The sequence below is a fragment of the Steroidobacter cummioxidans genome (genome assembly GCF_003104955.1).
The window spans coordinates 13358-28545 of the sequence record NZ_LSRW01000025.1 but is presented as its reverse complement, the minus strand read 5'-3'; the positions used below and the strand labels follow the sequence as shown (position 1 = coordinate 28545).

Genomic DNA, 15188 nt, shown 5'->3' with positions numbered 1-15188 from the left:
CGATTGAGCAACCGGACGGCTAGAATAGCACTCGATATGAGCGGTGCGTTGCGACCTCACCCAGACTGCAAGAACAACCAACCCCTGCCGAAGTCGCCATGATCAAGACACTACGGTTGGCTACTCGCTTCGTCACCAGGCTCGAAAATCTCCTCAATCGGCTTTCCGAAAACGGCAGCGATCTTGAACGCCAGCGGCAGACTCGGATCGTACTTCCCGGTCTCCAGAGCGTTGATCGTTTGCCGCGAAACCTCGGTACGTGCAGCAAGGTCTGCCTGAGACCACTGCCGCTCGGCCCGTAAGACGCGCAACCGATTCTTCATCGGTGCCGGTATGCGACGATGAAAGAACCAATTGCCCAGCCGATGCCGAGCGGCGCTGTCGCAAATATCATCGACAAGTGCGGAGCACCCGCGCGCTCGAGCACCTGATAGCCCATGCAAAAAACAAAGCCCGCAGCGAAGCCGATTGCTATGCCCTGGAGCTGCACCTTTCGCATGAATTCATCGGCTTCGCGAATGAACCGAATGTTTGCGAGCAGCGCGGGAATGCTGAGAGCGATAGGAATGATGGCCAACAACCCGCCGAGCCAGGCTGGCAGCCGCGGAAACGCTTCGAGCGCAGTCGTCACGGCGACAACGCCGGCCAACCAGACCAAACACCACATCCATACGGACCGAATGTTTCGTTGCTCGGCCTTGGTCTGGCCGCGAATCATCAAGGCCGCCTGCCACCAGGTCGCCGTGTCGGCACTGGAATCCATTGAGCCGCTCATTGGGTAATCGCCCTCCGTGCGTTGTCAAGGTTGCTTTACATGGATCACTGTATGGCCGGGCTGACAAATTGTCAAGCTTGCTTGACATCAGTGCCATGGTACGGCCGCACGATACTTAGAGCCGTTTCGAAAGAAACACCGAGCTCGCCGGGCACAACGACGAGAACTCAGCCGTCCCCTTGATCGCCACCGGGGCATGCTCGCGAGACGCGGTGACATAGCCGCGAGCACGAAAGAATCGCTCCGCGGTCGTCGTTAGGATGTAGATGGCGACCGCACCGTGATCACGAGCGTATGTCTCAGCGTGCTCCACCAACTGAGTGCCGGCACCGCGAGAGCGACTCTCAGGCGCAACGACCAGCGACCGCAACAAGGCGTCCGAATCGTGGAATTCGACACCGACCAGCCCTACCGGCACCTTCGGCGGGCCGAGATAAAAGAAGTGGCGCATGTGTGTCTCGGTCAGATCCGAGATCGGCAGATCAGCGCTCCGTAGTAATTGAAGCGTCGCTTCGAAATCTGGACTCTGGTGGATCGTAGCCGCCTCATCCGCAGTGCCCATGCCGCCACCCTCCTCGCCTTGGGAGTTTCCGGGGCGATCGTAGCCAACAAGAACCCCTTCCAGCCAGCACTCGACCCGATAACGGGCACAGCACAAGCGGGCGGCACTAACGCCGCCCGCACAATCGCTCGGACATCATGGGCTCAGGCGATACTAGAACTCCATGCCCAGGGTCACCCCATACGTGCGCGGCGCACCCGGAGTCCCGTTATCGCCGGAGTTCGTGGCGCTGAGCTGAGTCCGATAGAACTCCTCGCTCAGATTGTTCCCCCACAGCCGCACATACATCCGTTGACTCACATCGCGCCACGTGACGGATGCATCAATCAGACTGTAACTACCCTGCGCAACGCGCTCGTCGGCGGTGGCGACGAAGCCGTCGTTGTAATAGTAGTTGGCCGCTAGCGTGAACGTGCCAATGCCCGTTGGAATCTCAAGGCTGCCGCCAAGGTTGGCGGTCAGCTCCGGCGTGTTCTGCAGCTTGTTTCCCGAGCCATCGCCGCGTATGAGACAGTTGCCGCCGAGCTGTGCGGCCGGACTTCCAAACGTGCCGAGGCAAGTTTGCCCTGGCGGAATCACGAAGCCGGCCGGCAATGGGTACGGAACCGAGATGATCGCATTGGTGAAGTTCGTGTAAGTGGCATCCGTCCAGCCGACGCCACCAAACAGGCGGAAGCGATGGGTGACCGACAGGATGAAGTCTGCGTCGGCGCCGTAGATCTCCGCACCGTCGGCATTGTAGACGCTGTTGACGCCCGCAATGACCTGCTGGACTTGCACATTGGTCTGGTCGTAGTAGTAGCCCGAGACGTTGAGGCGCAAGCGCTGATCGAGCAGATCGGATTTCAAACCGATCTCGTAGCCGTCGATCTGCTCTGGCTCGAGCGCGATCACGGGCGACGCCTGAGGCACGAACGTGCCGCTGCGGAAGCCGCGGTTGTAGCTGGCGTAGACCATCAGCTCGGGCGAGAAGCGGTGATCGATCGACAGCTTCCAGCTCGGATCGCCGAATGTTCGACCGTCACGAATGGTCGGGCTGATCGCCAGGACGTTGGTGTTGCCGTTGAAGGTCACCGTCTTCGCTTCGAACTCGCGCTCGTCGTTGGTGTAGCGAATGCCCGCTGTCAGATTGGTTGCATCGGTCAACGCATACGTGCCCTCGGCGAAGCCGGAAATGGACTTGAGCCGAACGTCGGTGATGGTATCGCTGTAGCCATTGCCGCCGAAGGTTGTGAGGCCGGTGGTTCGGCCCGGATCCTGGCCGGCGGAGTTCCACATATAGAACGCGCCGATGGTCCATTTGAACGGGCCATCGTCGGCGGAGATCAGATCGATCTCCTGCGTGAACTGTTCGTCGAAGTTGTCGTTGAAGATCCTGAGGCGCGCCTGCGTCGTGCCATCGGGATCGAAGTAAGTGCTCAGGCTCGTGTCGCGATACGCAGTGACGCTCTTGAGCGAGAAGCCGCCGAAGTCGTGCTCGAACACCACACTCGCACCGCTCTGGCGAGCGCGCAGCTCGGGATCGACGTCGCTAAAGATATCGTAGTTGGGATCGCCGCCCGCATCCCTGATGAGCGTGTTGACGTTCTGCCCGAGCGCGTTGAGCTCGAAATTGCGGAAGCTTGGATCGGCACCGTCGCGACCATTGGTGTCGACGGAAACCCGCAGGTTCGTGTCCTCGCCGATTTTCCACAGCAGTTTGACGCGGCCTGCCCAGCTCTCCGAGGTCATCACCTCGTTGCCAGTGAAGCGATTGACGCCGTAGCCCTTGTCGCGATTGTCGTACTGTGCCGAGACGCTCATCGCGACCGAATCGCTCAGGCCGCCGGTCAAAAAGAAACCGCCATTGGCGGTGTCGTAGTTGCCATAGCCGACCTGCACCTTGCCCGCCAGATCGAACTCGGGATCACGCGTGCGGATCTGAATCAGACCGCCCGTGGTGTTCCGACCGTACAGCGTGCCCTGCGGACCTTTGGAAACGACGACCTGCGCGGTATCGAACAGCGACTGCATGTTGCCAAAGGTGGCGCCGTAATAGACATCGTCAATGTAGACCGCCACCGGATTCTCGATGCCGGGTCCCTGCCCCGAGGCGCCGATGCCGCGAAGACGAGGCATACCGAAGCCGGCGACGCCGGTCGTAATGTTGAGAGAAGGAACGACCGATTTCAGATCGACCGTGCTCGTCGTGCCGGCCGCGGCGAGATCGCCGGCGCTGAGCGCGGTAATCGCAATTGGCACGTCCTGTGCGTTCTGCTCGCGCTTCTGCGCAGTGACGATGACTTCCTCGAGACCGCCTTCCGGCTGAGTCGATGCTTGCTGTGCCTGCGCGAACGTCGTCACAAGAAACGAGCTGGCAAGCATCGCCGCACCGTGGCGTGCTGCATTCCAAGTCTTCATTGTGCCCCCCTGATTTTTGGCTATCGCCTAATAGTCTTCACATGCTATGTGCTGTGCTTGCGGACACAACGGCGTGCACGGAAAACTGATCGGGCGCGACCGATTTCTTTTCACTGCCCTGACGTTGACTTATTTTCTCGGCGTCAGGAACTTCGCCGGAATGTATAGCGGCATCGAATCTTCCCACGGGCTGTCGGTCAGCGCGCGCTTGCCGGTGCCGTCGGCATTCATCGCCCAGTTCTGACCGTACGGTTGGAATGTGCGATCGTAGAGCGACGCTTCATCTCGGAAGCCGTACTCACCGGTGTTCCACAGGATCTGTTTGCCAGCCGCGGTCCACACCGCGTGCCCGTCGTTGGCGCCTGAAGTCGTCAACCGTTTCAGGTCGGTGCCATCCGGTCGGATGGTGAAGACATCGAAGTTCACCGCATCCACCCGACGCGTGAACACAATGGCACTGCCATCTGGCGACCAGCCCGGCAGATTGTCAGGCTCGTTCGTCAGCACGCGGACCTTGCGAGTGTCCAGATCGAGAATGCGCAGGCCCATCTCTTTCTCGCTGTACACGCGGAACACGACCTGCTTGCCATCGCTGGAGTAGCTCGGAAAACCGGAGTGAACCGTACCGTCAGTGAGCTCTTCGAGGCCCGTGCCATCGCGGCGCACGCGCATGATCTTCGCGGTGCCATGGCGACGCTCCTGGAACCACTGCCCCAGGCCAAACACGATCCACTGACCATCCGGCGACCACGCCGGCTGGAACGCACCAGCCAGACCGCGCGAGGTCTGCGTCGAATCCAGACCGCTCGTCGACACTTCGAAAACGACCTTGCGATTCGAGCCGTCTGGATCGGTGACCACGATCGATGAGTTGCGATGCTTCTCGCTGTACACCAGCTTGCCGTCGTTCGACAGCGCGGGGAACACATCGGTGTACTGATACTCCCACTCCGGATCCCAGCTGTAGAGCGGCAGGTTCTGCGCGCGCGGCTTGAAGTCCACCTTCTCATAAAGAACCTGCGAGCCATTCGCCGACCACACCGGCGAGCGCAACTGCGCCTTCACCGTCGCCGAGCCAGACGTGTTGTACAGCCCCTCCAGCGGACCGCCCTTGATGTGATACGCGACGTCTTTGTTGTTCACGAACTGCGGCGCGACTTTGAAGCCGGGGCCCGACGTATGTTCGATGCGCTTGCCGGTCTTGATATCGACCGACACGATCTGCGACGACACCTTCGCAATCCCTTCCGGCCGACGCGCACCCCAGGTTTCCTCGGTGGTCGTTTCATAGAACACCACGCGCTTGCTGTCCGGCGACCACTTCGGCGAGCCGAGGGCATAGCCGGGCTTTGTCGCCAGCTTGCGCAGGCCTTTGCCGTCCGCGCCTACCACGTAGATGCTCAACTCTTGCGTGTGCTCCCAACCGTGAGGCGCATCGTGTCCACGCCACTCAGTGCCGCGATCCGACGAGAACGCAATCCACTTGCCATCGGGCGACCAGGACGGCCGGAAGAAGCCATCCGGCTTGCCCGAGTCCTGTTGAGTCCGCGCGGTCGCCGTGAGATTGCGCAGTTGCCCCGACTTGATGTCGAGCGTCCAGATGTTGGCTTTCAGACTGCCGCGAGTGGACATGAAAGCGATGCGCGAGCCATCGGGCGACAGTGTTGCCTGGTCATCGACAGCGGGATCCTTCGTCAACTGCTCGAGGCCCGTGCCGTCGGCACGCACGCGATAAATGTCAGCCTGCCCGAGGCCGCCGCGCTCGGACGTGAACACGATCCACTTGCCGTCCGCAGAGTACGACGGGTGATAGTCAAATACGGAATCCTGCAGCAGCTTGCGCTCGCCGGTACCGTCGGCGCTGGCGATGTAGAGCTCGGACGAGGTCGGCCCGATTCGATTCATCAACATGACGCCCTGTTTCGCAACGTCGGCCTGGGCGGTGGCGGGGACAGCACAGTGCAGGGACAAGATCGCGGCGGCGATGCCAGTCGTCAGGAGTCTTCGCTTCATTGCTCTCGCTCTGGATTCTGCGGTCCAGTTGACCACTCCTGATTCTTGCATCGGGTGGTAGCCAGCGAGTATTGGATTCGCGCCGGCGGCTATAGATTTGGAGCGTAGCGCTACGCCTTCCGGTAACTGACCAGCGCCGGCTCGATCACTGCCGCCTCCAGGCCGCCGGTCTTCGCAAACAATGCCCACAAGGCCCGGACTTTCTGAGCACTGGCGTGCACCTCAGGCCACTCGAGACCTGCGATCAAGTCCGCGTCCTGCCAGATCTGCTCGTCACCGAACAGCAGCGGCAGATCGATGGCATGGGTCGCACCCAGCTGGTTCGTCTTGGATCCCCAGTGGATTTTATAAGTGTAGGCACGGCCGCCCGCTTGGGCGTGACGCTTCGCGAAGCGATCGGCCGCAGTCGCGTAGACCTTGCGCGTGATCGTGCTGACAACCAAGCGGCGGACTGCACTGCCGAGCACCGGCACGGTCGCGAGATTTTTCAGCGGCTCCATGAGCGGAATGAAGAACGAGCCCTCTTCCGCCGTCCAACCAATGAGCACGTCGAATCGACTCGCACATCGCGACCAAGCGGAGTCGACGTGTTCCTCGGGCGGCAATGGATGATGTCCGTACTGCGTGCCGAATGGCATGCTCGCCGGCCAGCCAAATCCTTGCGAGGCCGTGACGACCGACGCCTGCGCGGCGATCACGTCGTCGGCGGACGCATCGTGAGCAACCTGCGCGGCGATCTTCATCATCGCTTCGGACATCTTGCGACGACCGAGGCTGATACCCAGCGGCGCGCTTTGAATAATGGCGCGCCGGAACAGATCCTGTGCGCCGTCCGCGATCATCAAGTGAGCGATCGCATCACCGCCTGCGGACTGACCGAACAAAGTGACGTTGTCCGCATCGCCACCGAATGCCGCGATGTTTGCCTGCACCCAACGGAGTGCTTCGATGATGTCGAGCAGCCCCACGTTCGCGGCGCGGCCGCCGGCACCCCCGAGAAATCCGAGCAATCCCAGACGATAGGTAACCGAAACGACAATGACGTTTTGCTCCTCCACCAGGGCACGAGCGTCGTAGATCGCCGCGTCACCGGCGCCGAACACATAAGAGCCGCCGTGGATCCACACCATCACGGGGCGACGATCGCCGGGCGCAATGGAGTCCGGCAGCGTGATAGATAGGCGTAGACAATCTTCGGTCGATGCGAGGGTGCGTACCGATGATTTCATCAGCCCCATGCCGAACGGATGGTCGGCTTGCGCGCAAGCAGGCGCCCACTCGGTCGCTTGAATACTGGTCGTCGAAGCGGGCTCCGGTGTCGGCGGCTGAAAGCGCGTGGCACGTGCATAACGGATACCCGTCGCACGGATCACACGCCCATCGCGCCAGCCGATGATTCGACCTGCCGGTGCGTCGAAAGAGGGAGAAGTCATCGCGGCACTATAGCCGATGTGGTTGGGTCAGCTGGATGGCCTCAGGGGCAAGAGCTGGTCGTAAACGTATCCCTTGGCGCGTTGACAAGCGGATTCCAGGGTTGCCCCCGCCGCCATCAGCGCTGCAATGGCCGAACTGAGGGCGCATCCGGTGCCGCGCATGGTTACGTTCAGGCGCGGAGCTCGCAGGAAAACCGGCGGCCCGGCTTGCGTTAAGAGCACGTCCACAGAATCGGCATCTGTTCCGTGTCCGCCCTTGAGAAGAACGCCCTCCGAGCCGAAGCGAAGTAAGGCTTGCGCCTGTTCGGCCTGCTCAGCGTTGGTTCGCGCAATCGGCTCACCCAGCAACGCACCGGCTTCAAAAAAGTTCGGAGTCATCAGCGTGCATCGCGACAGCAGCTGATCTCGGACCAGCTGCACGCCCTCCGGATCGAGCAGTGCCGCGCCAGAGGAGGAACACAGCACGGGGTCTACGATGATCGGGGCGCGAGATCGGTCAGGCAACTCATCGAGTACCGCACGCACGATGGCGCCGTTGCCAAGCATGCCGATCTTGATCGCGCGGATGTCGTGCGAACGCAGAGCCGCGCTCAGCTGTTGCCTCACCAACTCTGGCGAAAGCACGCATGAGGCCTCAACGCGGAGATTTGTTTGCGCCGTTACGGCAGTGACCACACACGATACGCGAGCGCCAAGTTCGGTGATGACCTGAACGTCTCGGACCAAGCCGGCGCCGCCGCTAGAGTCGGTACCAGCGATGACGAGCACGTGCGGCGCATCGCTCAAAGCGCTGCCTCGCGCGTGGCCGCAATCCATTCACTGGCCCTGACTTCCGGCGTCGCGTGCCGCAGAACATCCGAAACCACGGCGGCACTATCAGCCCCGGCTTTGAAAACACCCGGCAGCCGCTCGACCGTAACCCCACCGATGGCGACCAGCGGGATCGGCGCGATCCGACGTTTCCACTCCGCGATCCGCTCGAGGCCCTGCGGCGCCCAGGGCATCACTTTCAATGTCGTCGGATAGATCGGCCCGAGCGCTATGTAGTCAGGACTGAACGTGAGCGCCCGCTCCAGCTCCTCGTGACTATGAGTGCTGATGCCGATGCGCACCCCTGCCCGCTTCAATGCCGGCACATCAGCCTCATCCAGATCCGCCTGCCCGAGATGCACGAAATCACACCCCTCATCGAGCGCGATCCGCCAGTAGTCATTGACGATCAAGCACGCCCCTGCCCGCGCGCACAGCCCCTTGGCCGTGACCACTTGCTCTCGAATGTCCTCGTCCGACCGATCTTTGATCCGCAGTTGAACCAGCTTCACGCCCACGGGCAGCAATCGACTCAGCCACGACACATCGTCGACGATCAGATAGAACGGATGAAGCTTCATACGAGGTGCGCCAAGCCAATCTCCGGCGTCGAAGGAACTGCAACGTCACTTGGCAGCATGGGCTGAGCGACGAACGCCGCATGGCCCGCTTTGACGGCATCTGCAAATGCTCGCGCCATCTCGACCGGATCGCCTGCTCTCGCAACGGCCGTGTTGATCAGTACACCATCCATACCCAACTCCAGCGCCCGCGCCGCATGCGATGGCACACCGATGCCGGCATCCACGATCAACGGCACATCGGAAAATCGGGCGCGCATCGCGCGCAAGCCAGGAACGTTGTTCAATCCCTGCCCCGACCCGATAGGCGCACCCCACGGCATCAGTACGCGACAGCCCGCATCGAGCAGCTTGTCTGCAACCACCAAATCTTCGGTTGTGTACGGAAAGACTTGGAAGCCGTCATCGCACAGAATTTTCGCCGCCTCCACCAGCCCGAATACATCGGGCTGCAGCGTGGTGCGATCGCCGATGACTTCGAGTTTGATCCAGGCGGTTCCGAACATTTCGCGCGCCATGTGCGCCGTCGTCACGGCCTCTTTCACGGAGTGACAGCCAGCCGTGTTCGGCAGCACGCGCACCCCAAGTGAGCGAATGATCGAAAAGAATCCTTGCCCGGAACGCTCGCTGCTCGACTCGCGTCGCAAAGACACAGTGACGACTTCGGTGCCCGACGCTTTGACCGCCTCGGTCAGTACGGCCGGCGACGGATATCTCGACGTTCCGAGCAACAATCTCGATCGCAACTGCGTGTCGTAAACAAGCACGTCACCCTCCTTGCATCGGGGCCACGACCTCGATGCGATCGCCCTCATTGAGGACGATGCCTACCCGCTGAGTCTTTGGAATGAACTCGCCGTTCACCGCGGTCGCGATGGGGCCAGCGCAATAGCCCAGCTCCACCAGCGCCTCCACCAGGCTGCTTTCGGTAATTTCGCGTTCGACGCCGTTAAGCGTGATCTTCATGAGCCACCTGCGGACAGGATTCGCCGGTCAATACGGCGTCCGCTGCCATCTGCGCAAACGCGGGCGCGAGCAGGAATCCATGCCGGAAGAAACCATTGATATAAATTCGATCGCGTCGCCAGACGATGCGAGGCATGTTGTCCGGAAAAGCCGGACGCACTTGCGTCCCCATCTCCAGCACCTCCGCCTCCGCGAACGCGGGATGTAACGAACACGCCGCGCTCAGCAACTCCAATACCGAGCGTGCAGTGATGCGAGTGGCATCATCGCTCTCGATCATGGTGGCACCGATCATGAACACGCCGTTCTGACGCGGCACGATGTACGCGGGGGTTCGAGGATCGAGCAGTCGCACGGGGCGATGGAGCGTGAGCTCGCTCGATCGCAGCACCAGCATTTCCCCTTTGACCCCGCGAAGCTCCCGCAGAGCCTCCCTAGCAGCGAGTCCGCTGCAGTCGATGACGAGATGATCGCCATCGGATTGGGCGGTACTCGCGACGCCGAAGTGAATTCGACCACCGAGCGAGACGAACCTGTCCGCGAGACAGCGCAGTGCCTCGCGCGGATCGAGGTGAGCTTCGTCCTTGAAGAACAATCCCTTGGGGAAACGATGCGCAAGCGCTGGCTCTAACTCAGCGATGCCGCTCGCGTCCAACCATTCATAGCGAGTCGTTCGGCGACCGAGCGCGACCAGTTCGGAAATGTGGCGGCCGTGCGCAACCAACAAACTGCCCCGCTGCACCAACGTCGGCATCCGCTTCGTCCACCAAGCAAGGCTTTGCTCGCCAAACGCCGATACGAGATCGGCCGAGTGATCGCATTCACACCACGGCGCGAGCATGCCGCCCGCAAACCATGAGCAGCTTTGCGAACCAAAGCTGTCCCCCTGCTCAAAGACTTCCGTGGGAACACCCCGCTCGGCGAATTCGACGGCGCAGGTCAGCCCTGCGACGCCGGCACCAATGATCGACACACGCATCTGCTCAGCCCGTGGTCGGTCGAACGTAGATCTCGCCTTGCTCGCGAAACTTCAATGCCATCTCGTTCATGCCCGACTCACGCGCCGCCGCTTGAACTTCGTGCGAGATGCGCATGGAACAGAACTTCGGCCCGCACATCGAGCAGAAATGTGCGAGCTTGTGCGCCTCGCGCGGCATGGTCTCGTCGTGGAATGAGCACGCGGTGTCCGGGTCCAGCGAGAGATTGAACTGATCTTCCCAGCGGAAATCGAAGCGCGCGCGTGACAGGGCATCGTCACGATCACGCGCCCCTGGATGACCTTTGGCCAGATCGGCCGCATGCGCCGCGATTTTGTAGGTGATGACGCCGGTTTTGACGTCGTCGCGATTGGGCAAACCCAAATGTTCCTTCGGCGTCACGTAGCAAAGCATGGCGGTCCCGAACCAGCCGATCATCGCTGCACCGATTGCGGAGGTGATGTGATCGTAGCCCGGTGCGATGTCGGTCGCGAGCGGTCCGAGCGTGTAGAACGGCGCTTCGGCACAATGCTTCAGCTGCTCGTCCATGTTCTCTTTGATCTTGTGCATCGGGACGTGGCCCGGCCCCTCGATCATCACCTGGCAGTCATGCTTCCAGGCAATGCGAGTCAGCTCGCCGAGGGTTCGCAGCTCCGCGAACTGCGCGGCATCGTTTGCGTCCGCAATCGAGCCGGGGCGCAAGCCGTCGCCGAGCGAGAAGCTCACGTCGTAGGCCCGGCAGATCTCGCAAATCTCTTCGAAGTGCTCGTACAGGAAGCTCTCGCGGTGATGGGCGAGACACCACTTCGCCATGATGGAGCCGCCGCGCGACACGATGCCGGTGACCCTGTTCGCCGTCAGCGGGATGTACTGCAGCCTCACTCCCGCATGGATTGTGAAGTAGTCGACGCCTTGCTCGGCCTGTTCGATGAGCGTGTCTCGGAAGATCTCCCAAGTCAGCGCTTCAGCGACGCCGTCGACTTTCTCCAGCGCCTGATAGATCGGCACAGTGCCAATGGGCACGGGTGAATTGCGCAGAATCCATTCGCGGATGTTGTGAATGTTCTTGCCGGTGGACAGATCCATGACGGTGTCCGCGCCCCAGCGGATCGCCCATACCATCTTGTCGACCTCCTCCGACATGCTGGACGTCACCGCGGAATTGCCGATGTTTGCATTGATCTTCACCAGAAAATTGCGGCCGATGATCATCGGCTCGGACTCGGGGTGATTGATGTTTGCAGGGATGATTGCGCGACCCGCCGCAATTTCGTCGCGCACGAACTCAGGCGTCACGTATTCGGGAAGGTTGGCCCCCCATGAATTGCCGTCGCGGTTACTCGCTGCTCTGAGCCTGGCGCGGCCGACGTTTTCGCGAATCGCCACGTATTCCATCTCGGGCGTGATGATGCCCGCGCGTGCGTATGCGAGCTGAGTGACGGCCGCACCGCCTTTGGCACGCAACGGCAGTTGCTTGAGCGGAAAGTCATTGGTGAGCGTACCAATGTGGCGATCCACATCGTTACGAGCAAGGATCCAAGGCTCGCGGATGCGTGTCAGTCCCCGCTCGATTTGAATATTGGCGCGCGGATCGGTGTAGGGCCCGGAGGAATCGTAGACGAATACGTCGGGCTCGTTGGCCGACGGATGCAGCTTGATGGCTCGCATCGGCACCTGGATGTGCGGATGTAAGACGCCGGATTCGTAGACCTTGCGAGAGGCAGGCAGCGCGGCTGTACTGACGGGGACGGTGGTGGCGTTCATCTGTTTCTCCTGGTGGAGATCCAGCGCCGTCCCGGGGTACGAAGTACGGCAGAACACGAAGTCCCAAAGATTGTTGTTATAGGGACAATCGCGCCGCGCTGACACTTTCCTACGCCAGTATGACCTGGATCAGGTGTAAGGGTCGTCATACTGCGCACCTGCGCCAATGACCTCTCAGCCCCTATAGGGACTCCCCTAGCGAGTGCGACGTTACCTTTTGCGAGTGACGCTAGTCAACCGCCTCGGGGAAGTCCTGAACCCCGCCGTGCTCGCTTGCTCCTTTCCCTTCACCGCGTCCGCTTTGCGACGTATCTCTCACAATCCACTACGAGTTGACCGTAATTTTTCAGTCGGGCCTGCCGATGCAGGACCACAGACGACGGATTACGCACAGGCAGCGCGAGACCGCTGCCCAGACGCCATGCTGAAAAAAATCGCTATATCTGAAGTTCGAACCGGGATGTTCGTGGCTTCGGTCGAGGGACCGTGGCTCAAACATTCGTTCTGGAAAACCCGCTTCCTGGTGGACGCGGACTCGTTGGCGCGCCTGAAAGGCTCGGGCCTCGCCGAGTGCTGGATCGACACGTCCAAGGGCCTGGACGTCGCACGCGCCAAAACGGTCGAGACTCCAATCATCGAAGTGGTGCCAACGCCCCCGCCGGCGCAAGCGCCGAAACCCAAGGTTCGCCGCACCATGGCGGATGAGCTGCACAACGCATCCAATGTGTTGAAGCGCTCCAAAGAGACCGTGAATGCTTTGTTCGCCGAGGCGCGCATGGGCAACGCCGTCAACACGAGCGAGTGCGCGCCGTTGGTGAATGACATTGTCGACTCCGTCGACAGCAACTCGCACGCGCTGGTGAGTCTGTGTCGTCTGAAGATGGCCGACGAATACACCTATATGCATTCGGTATCGGTGTGCGCGTTGATGGTCTCGCTCGGCAAGCAGCTGGGACTCGACGAAGCCATGCTCCGTGACGCCGGCATGGCCGGACTGCTGCACGATCTCGGCAAGGCAGTGATGCCTCAGGACATCATCAACAAGCCCGGCAAGCTCACCGACGAAGAGTTCACCATCATCAAATCGCATCCGGTGCGCGGCCACGAGATGCTGCTGGAGAGCGGCGTCGACAACGAGCGCGTGCTCGACGTAGCTCGTCACCATCATGAGCGCATCGACGGCAAGGGTTATCCCGATGCTCTGGCTGCCGACAAGATTTCTTTGATCGCGCGCATGAGCGCGGTCTGCGACGTTTACGACGCTATCACTTCAGACCGGCCCTACAAGCGGGGCTGGGACCCGGCCGAATCGGTGGCACGCATGGCCTCGTGGGAAGGTCACTTCGATTCGATCGTGCTGCAGACGTTCATCAAGACCATCGGCATCTACCCGGTCGGCTCGCTGGTGCGCATGGCCTCCGGCAAATTGGGCGTGGTCGTGGAACAGAACACCAAGCTCACCGCGCCGAAAGTGAAACTGTTCTTCTCCACCAAGTCGGGCATGCCATTCGAGCCCAAGACGGTGGATCTGATGGACCCGCGCGTCACCGACAAGATCGTGGCGCGCGAGCCGCTGGAGAACTGGAGCTTCGGCTACCTCAACGATCTGTGGGCAACTCACGTCGCTTGAGCGGCGCATCGGGCAACCAGATCGCGAGCACGCCGAGCAACGGCAACCACGCGCTGATCTTGTACACCAGCGCGATGCCGTAGACGTCCGCCAGATGTCCGAACGACGCCGCGGCCAGGCCGCCGACGCCGAACGAGAAACCAAACATCATTCCCGACACCATGCCGACGCGCGTCGGCAGCAGTTCCTGTGCGAACACGACGATGGCCGGGAACGCGGACGCGATGGTGAGTCCGATCAGCACGGTAAGCACTTCGGTCCATTGCAAGCTCACATACGGCAACATGATCGTGAGCGGCAACGCGCCCAGCACGGAAAAGCGGATCACCGCCTTGCGAGTGAAACGATCGCCAAAGTAGCCGCCGAGCAGCGTGCCGGTCGCGACCGAGCCCAGGAATAGGAACAAATGCACCTGCGCTTCCGCCACGCTCATGTGGAAGCGCTCGATGAGATAGAACGTGTAGTAGTTGGTCAGGCTCGACGCATAGGCGAACTTGGAGAAGATCAGGATCAACAGGATCGTCATGCCGCGCACGACCGTGGCGCGAGGAATCGGTGACTCCTGTTTTCGCGGCGCATGCGCTCGTTGCAAACGAGGCAAGCCGTGGTGCTTGTACCAGACGCTTATATTCCAAAGGATGGCGGTCGACACCAGCGTCAGCAGTGCGAATGCCGCCAGGCTCGACTGCCCCCATTGCACGACCACCAGTGCCGCGAGCAACGGACCGATCGCCTGGCCCGCATTGCCACCCAGCTGAAACAGCGATTGCGCCAGCGAATGACGATCGCCCGCCGCCATGCGCGCCACACGCGATGCCTCGGGATGAAATACCGATGAGCCCATGCCAAGCATGGCCGCACCGGCCAGCAACCATTCGAAGTTGCTGGCAAGCGAAATCACCAGCAGACCCAGTGCGGTAAACAACGTGCCCGCCGGCAATGAAAATGGCGCCGGCCGACGATCGGCGACATAGCCGACCACCGGCTGCAACATCGACGCAGTCATCTGATACGCCAGCGAAATCCAGCCCAGCTCCGCGAACGTCAGATGATGGCTGGCCTTGAGCGCGGGGTACGAGGCCTGCATCAGCGACTGCATCGTGTCGTTCAACAGGTGGCAGCAGCTGATCGCAACGATCACGGGAAATACGGTCTCGTCCCGCCAGCTGGCAGGATCACGAGCCTCGGCCGAAGAATTCAACGGGATGCTCCCCACAGGAAACGCACGGACGGCACTGTCCGGCGAGGTCGGAAGCAAGTGTAAGGAGTCCGAGACG

Annotated in this window: 14 protein-coding genes and 1 riboswitch; of the genes, 1 reads left to right on the top strand and 13 read right to left on the bottom strand. The window is 61.3% G+C overall.

Translation table 11 applies throughout. The features are described 5' to 3' along the window. Positions 1 to 110: 110 nt before the first annotated feature. The 12 genes from D0550_RS14910 to thiC all read right to left on the bottom strand — a co-directional run bounded on the left by D0550_RS14910 (position 111) and on the right by thiC (position 12281). On the bottom strand, positions 111 to 323 hold the full coding sequence (locus tag D0550_RS14910; protein ID WP_116809991.1) for a helix-turn-helix transcriptional regulator: 213 nt from the start codon (positions 321 to 323) through the stop codon (positions 111 to 113). After that, entirely contained in the window at positions 320 to 763 is a 444-nt protein-coding gene (locus tag D0550_RS14905; protein ID WP_153067178.1) for a hypothetical protein, read from the bottom strand. The genes D0550_RS14910 and D0550_RS14905 overlap by 4 nt, the downstream gene beginning before the upstream one ends. Before the next feature lie 127 nt (positions 764 to 890). Further along, the gene (gene arsN2, locus D0550_RS14900) at positions 891 to 1337 is read right to left on the bottom strand and encodes an arsenic resistance N-acetyltransferase ArsN2 (RefSeq protein WP_116809989.1); all 447 of its coding nucleotides are present in this window, start codon (positions 1335 to 1337) and stop codon (positions 891 to 893) included. Between the two features lie 153 nt (positions 1338 to 1490). Further along, positions 1491 to 3737 carry a TonB-dependent receptor gene (locus D0550_RS14895; protein WP_116809988.1) on the bottom strand — a complete coding sequence of 749 codons (2247 nt, stop codon included), beginning with the start codon at positions 3735 to 3737 and terminating at the stop codon, positions 1491 to 1493. 129 nt (positions 3738 to 3866) lie between these two features. Then, a complete protein-coding gene (locus D0550_RS14890) occupies positions 3867 to 5750 on the bottom strand; it encodes a PD40 domain-containing protein (RefSeq protein WP_116809987.1) in 1884 nt (627 codons plus the stop codon). A 110-nt stretch (positions 5751 to 5860) separates the two neighbouring features. Then, positions 5861 to 7183, bottom strand: a complete 1323-nt coding sequence (locus D0550_RS14885) for a carboxylesterase family protein (protein ID WP_116809986.1) — start codon at positions 7181 to 7183, stop codon at positions 5861 to 5863. A gap of 27 nt (positions 7184 to 7210) precedes the next feature. Next, complete coding sequence (locus D0550_RS14880) at positions 7211 to 7969, bottom strand: hydroxymethylpyrimidine/phosphomethylpyrimidine kinase (protein WP_161965836.1); 759 nt, start codon at positions 7967 to 7969, stop codon at positions 7211 to 7213. After that, positions 7966 to 8574 carry a thiamine phosphate synthase gene (locus tag D0550_RS14875; protein ID WP_116809984.1) on the bottom strand — a complete coding sequence of 203 codons (609 nt, stop codon included), beginning with the start codon at positions 8572 to 8574 and terminating at the stop codon, positions 7966 to 7968. Before D0550_RS14875 ends, D0550_RS14880 begins: the two co-directional genes overlap by 4 nt. Further along, positions 8571 to 9389, bottom strand: coding sequence for a thiazole synthase (locus tag D0550_RS14870; protein ID WP_174842497.1), 819 nt, complete (start codon positions 9387 to 9389; stop codon positions 8571 to 8573). Before D0550_RS14870 ends, D0550_RS14875 begins: the two co-directional genes overlap by 4 nt. Next, positions 9343 to 9540 (bottom strand): sulfur carrier protein ThiS, encoded by a 198-nt coding sequence (gene thiS / locus D0550_RS14865; RefSeq protein WP_116809982.1) that lies wholly within the window; start codon positions 9538 to 9540, stop codon positions 9343 to 9345. Before thiS ends, D0550_RS14870 begins: the two co-directional genes overlap by 47 nt. Continuing rightward, positions 9524 to 10519, bottom strand: a complete 996-nt coding sequence (thiO, locus tag D0550_RS14860) for a glycine oxidase ThiO (RefSeq protein ID WP_116809981.1) — start codon at positions 10517 to 10519, stop codon at positions 9524 to 9526. The genes thiS and thiO overlap by 17 nt, the downstream gene beginning before the upstream one ends. A gap of 4 nt (positions 10520 to 10523) precedes the next feature. Further along, positions 10524 to 12281 carry a phosphomethylpyrimidine synthase ThiC gene (gene thiC / locus D0550_RS14855; RefSeq protein ID WP_116810009.1) on the bottom strand — a complete coding sequence of 586 codons (1758 nt, stop codon included), beginning with the start codon at positions 12279 to 12281 and terminating at the stop codon, positions 10524 to 10526. Positions 12282 to 12370: 89 nt separating this feature from the next. Then, positions 12371 to 12488, bottom strand: a riboswitch (TPP riboswitch). Between the two features lie 253 nt (positions 12489 to 12741). Between thiC and D0550_RS14850 the strand changes: the two genes are divergently transcribed. Then, positions 12742 to 13911 carry an HD-GYP domain-containing protein gene (locus D0550_RS14850; RefSeq protein ID WP_241520811.1) on the top strand — a complete coding sequence of 390 codons (1170 nt, stop codon included), beginning with the start codon at positions 12742 to 12744 and terminating at the stop codon, positions 13909 to 13911. Here D0550_RS14850 and D0550_RS14845 read toward each other — a convergent pair. After that, positions 13880 to 15112, bottom strand: coding sequence for an MFS transporter (locus D0550_RS14845; protein WP_241520810.1), 1233 nt, complete (start codon positions 15110 to 15112; stop codon positions 13880 to 13882). The two genes, D0550_RS14850 and D0550_RS14845, sit on opposite strands and share 32 nt — an antisense overlap. Positions 15113 to 15188: the final 76 nt, after the last annotated feature.

What these genes read in the sequence shown, in the direction of transcription:
- D0550_RS14905 (WP_153067178.1), bottom strand. Translation starts at nt 763, where the DNA reads ATGGATTCCAGTGCCGACACGGCGACCTGGTGGCAGGCGGCCTTGATG.
- thiO (WP_116809981.1), bottom strand. Translation starts at nt 10,519, where the DNA reads ATGCGTGTGTCGATCATTGGTGCCGGCGTCGCAGGGCTGACCTGCGCC.
- D0550_RS14875 (WP_116809984.1), bottom strand. Translation starts at nt 8,574, where the DNA reads ATGAAGCTTCATCCGTTCTATCTGATCGTCGACGATGTGTCGTGGCTG.
- D0550_RS14895 (WP_116809988.1), bottom strand. Translation starts at nt 3,737, where the DNA reads ATGAAGACTTGGAATGCAGCACGCCACGGTGCGGCGATGCTTGCCAGC.
- arsN2 (WP_116809989.1), bottom strand. Translation starts at nt 1,337, where the DNA reads ATGGGCACTGCGGATGAGGCGGCTACGATCCACCAGAGTCCAGATTTC.
- D0550_RS14850 (WP_241520811.1), top strand. Translation starts at nt 12,742, where the DNA reads ATGTTCGTGGCTTCGGTCGAGGGACCGTGGCTCAAACATTCGTTCTGG.
- D0550_RS14890 (WP_116809987.1), bottom strand. Translation starts at nt 5,750, where the DNA reads ATGAAGCGAAGACTCCTGACGACTGGCATCGCCGCCGCGATCTTGTCC.
- D0550_RS14885 (WP_116809986.1), bottom strand. Translation starts at nt 7,183, where the DNA reads ATGACTTCTCCCTCTTTCGACGCACCGGCAGGTCGAATCATCGGCTGG.
- D0550_RS14870 (WP_174842497.1), bottom strand. Translation starts at nt 9,389, where the DNA reads ATGAGGGCGATCGCATCGAGGTCGTGGCCCCGATGCAAGGAGGGTGAC.
- thiS (WP_116809982.1), bottom strand. Translation starts at nt 9,540, where the DNA reads ATGAAGATCACGCTTAACGGCGTCGAACGCGAAATTACCGAAAGCAGC.
- D0550_RS14910 (WP_116809991.1), bottom strand. Translation starts at nt 323, where the DNA reads ATGAAGAATCGGTTGCGCGTCTTACGGGCCGAGCGGCAGTGGTCTCAG.
- thiC (WP_116810009.1), bottom strand. Translation starts at nt 12,281, where the DNA reads ATGAACGCCACCACCGTCCCCGTCAGTACAGCCGCGCTGCCTGCCTCT.